This is a genomic window from Bacillus sp. V33-4 (genome assembly GCF_002860225.1).
In the GTDB taxonomy this organism is placed as follows: Bacteria; Bacillota; Bacilli; order Bacillales; family Cytobacillaceae; genus Bacillus_BJ; species Bacillus_BJ canaveralius.
Genome location: NZ_PGVC01000087.1, coordinates 1 through 3017, shown reverse-complemented (window position 1 = coordinate 3017; position 3017 = coordinate 1). Strand labels below are relative to the sequence as shown.

The 3017-nt window shown below is 40.9% G+C and carries 2 protein-coding genes; one reads left to right on the top strand and one right to left on the bottom strand.

What is annotated here, in order from left to right; all coding sequences use genetic code 11:
- The first annotated feature begins 518 nt into the window (after window positions 1-518).
- Window positions 519-1088, top strand: coding sequence for a GNAT family N-acetyltransferase (locus CVD23_RS21380; RefSeq protein ID WP_101667116.1), 570 nt, complete (start codon window positions 519-521; stop codon window positions 1086-1088).
- A 145-nt stretch (window positions 1089-1233) separates the two neighbouring features.
- Here CVD23_RS21380 and CVD23_RS21375 read toward each other — a convergent pair whose 3' ends face one another.
- Entirely contained in the window at window positions 1234-2856 is a 1623-nt protein-coding gene (locus CVD23_RS21375; RefSeq protein WP_180955759.1) for a PhoX family protein, read from the bottom strand.
- Window positions 2857-3017 lie beyond the last annotated feature (161 nt).

Here is a 3017-nt window from a genome sequence, read left to right as displayed (position 1 = left end):
TGACACTTACTCGGGTTGGACTTTCACCAACTAGCAATTAACGGCTTGCTGGGCACGCATAAAACAAAAACAAGCTCTGACATGAATAGCTTGTTTTTTTGTAAAGATCATTTATTCAATTTACGATTTTTTTCTCAAATTCCGAATAAGCCTCAACCCAAAAATTCCAACCAGTAATAAAAATAAAAAGATAATGATCGGATAAATAATATTCATAACCAATGCTTTCACCCCAAGATCATTTTCGTTTCCATCAATAGAAATCCATCCATCTTGTGAACATTTAAAAATGTTTCGTTGTAAATAATTTTCATACAATCTTATACTTCTAAAATAACATCGATAGTTTCTAAATGCTACGCCTTCAGTTCATTGTACATAATTATGAAGATTTTTTTTCAGAAATATTTCATATTCGCCCTTTACATGTCATTGTAATGGCATTTAGACTCTAATAAATGACCCGCAAAAAAACATTTCATATATAATGGAAACTATTAATGATAGAGGTGAATTTTATGCAGATTGAAGATATTTACGGAGAATTGCCTATTCTGGAGACAGATCGTCTTGTCCTAAGAAAATTGAGCTTGGAAGATTTAGAAGATATCTATTCATATGGATCGAATCAAGAAGTTTCGAAGTATGTAACATGGGATACTCATCTGTCTTCCGCTGATACTAAACAATTTCTGGACTTTGTATTACAACAATATGAAAACAAGAAAATTGCTCCATGGGGAATACAATATAAAGAAAACGGGAGATTGATTGGAACAATTGATTTTGTGTGGTGGAAACCTGCCCACAAAAGCGCAGAAATTGGTTATGTCCTGGCGCCGCAGTACTGGGGTAAAGGCATTGCGACTGAAGCGGCAAAAACTATTATTAAATTTGGATTTACTAACATGGATTTAGTGCGGATTCAAGCACAATGCTTTGTTGACAACAAAGCCTCAGCAAGGGTCATGGAAAAGGCGAGAATGTCGTTTGAAGGCGTTTTGAGGAAATCGATGTTAGTAAAAGGCAGCCATCAGGATATAATGATGTATTCAGTTTTAAAAGAAGAGTTTTCAGCCTGGCTTTGATGGTAGTATATTGATATTATTGCTCCGAAAAGAGAACGTGCAACAATTATATTCAGATAACAAGGATAAATCTCAGGCTCATGATAAAAAATATACAAGCGGAGCTTCACAGCCAGCTCCGCTTGCCTTTTATTCAAATTTAAGTTCAGACACGTGAAATGGCGACCACAGATGGCCTCGGGATATCGCCATAGGGCCATCTGCTGTGTGGGTTGTTCGGATCCTCAGTCTCCTCCCCGGGGTGCTGGACCGACAGGAACAATGTCATGCCATCTGGCGCCAGCCATGGGCCCGTTAATTCCGCCTCGACCGGTGCCGAGGCAAACTGCATTGCTTTTCCACGATTCGGCCCTTCTGTCGGGATCATAAAGAAACCGTTATTTCCGAATGGCTCGTAGACCCCTTCGTTCAGTTTGTCAGAGGAAATGTCGGTCGTTACCCACAGATTTCCCGCTTGATCGAACATCATGTTGTCCGGGCAGGCAAAACCGCTTTGCGGTCCACCTGATACAAATATCTCATACATAAATGAAGTGCTTTCCGAATCGTTATTATCTTCAACGAGACGATAGATTTGACCGTAATAATTGCCGTGTTCAAGATTATTCGTAAGCGCAATGTAGATGGAACCATCGCGGGGATGGATTTCGATGTCTTCAGGGCGATCAAGCGGTGTTCCACCAACGAGTTTTGCGGCATCGCGCGTATTTACCAGCAGTTCGCCCTGTGTTTGATACTTTTCTCTTAATTTAGGGTTCTTGTTAATATCGAGAGGTCTCCATTCATTAGCACCCATATCGGCTACATAAAGCGTGCCTTTTTCAAGAAGCCTGCTATTCTTTTTTCCTAGTTCCGGTCTGTACACATCGTCACTAACAAATTTATAGACGCACCGGTCGTTCGCATCATCACCCGTATAAACGACAACGTGACCTGATCTGCCAAGGGTCATGACTGCATTTTCATGGGCAAACCGGCCGAGGAATGTATGCTTCTTCGGTGTCGAAGCAGGATTATAAGGATCAATTTCAACTACCCAGCCATAATGCGTGGCATTCAATTCAGTCGTGTCTGTCGCTTCTTGCTCCGGCTTCCGCTCCTGTTCTGCCGTTGACCAATCTTCAATCATATCCATATAATTTTCTTCACAGGAGAACACCGTATTCCACAGTGTTTTTCCGCCCGAACAATTAGCAAAGGTTCCTATAACCGTAGACACTCCGCCTACTGCAGGATCACCTTTCGCGGGCCCAGTCAGATCAATCGGAGTATTGGCGGTAATCCTCCGATTATATCTCGAACCCTTTACAATTCTCCAGTTTCCGTCGCGAGTCTTGCGGATATGGATGACCGAGCCGCCCACATTATACTTTTCGATTTCAATTTGTTCTCTCGTTCTCCTGCCCTGTTCTTCGCGATAACCGGAGACATACATACTAAGATTTCCAATATACTCATGATTCACCCAAAGTAAACCTTCATTCGGATTTCCGCCAAAATAACAGGTAAAATCATTATTAAATCCAAATCTTTCACCATTTCCCAATTCATCGCCCCACGAAGCTACAATATCGTATTGATAACCTCTTGGAACAATCAATTGATCCTGAGTCGACGGACGAATCGGCCGAAACTGCGAGAATAATGAACCATATGGCTGATAACTGGCTAATGGCCTTACTGTCTGCCGCTCGTGAACATACTGGGGATAGTTTTGATATTGTTGATTTCCATAATACGCGAAATAGGGGTAATTCCCATTTGACATAGTTAACCACCTCTTCACCATTGTTTTTCTACTTGGACAGTTATTCCACTGTTATGTATATGACTGAAGAGATGGTTCTTTTCTCTTTTTAAATAAATTTCATCAGGCGTGTTGATTAACCAGTTTTATACAGTAAAATAAATGAAAAAAAGACACTTTTC

Coding starts and splice junctions, on each gene's coding strand:
- CVD23_RS21375 (WP_180955759.1), bottom strand. CDS start 2,856: ATGTCAAATGGGAATTACCCCTATTTCGCGTATTATGGAAATCAACAA.
- CVD23_RS21380 (WP_101667116.1), top strand. CDS start 519: ATGCAGATTGAAGATATTTACGGAGAATTGCCTATTCTGGAGACAGAT.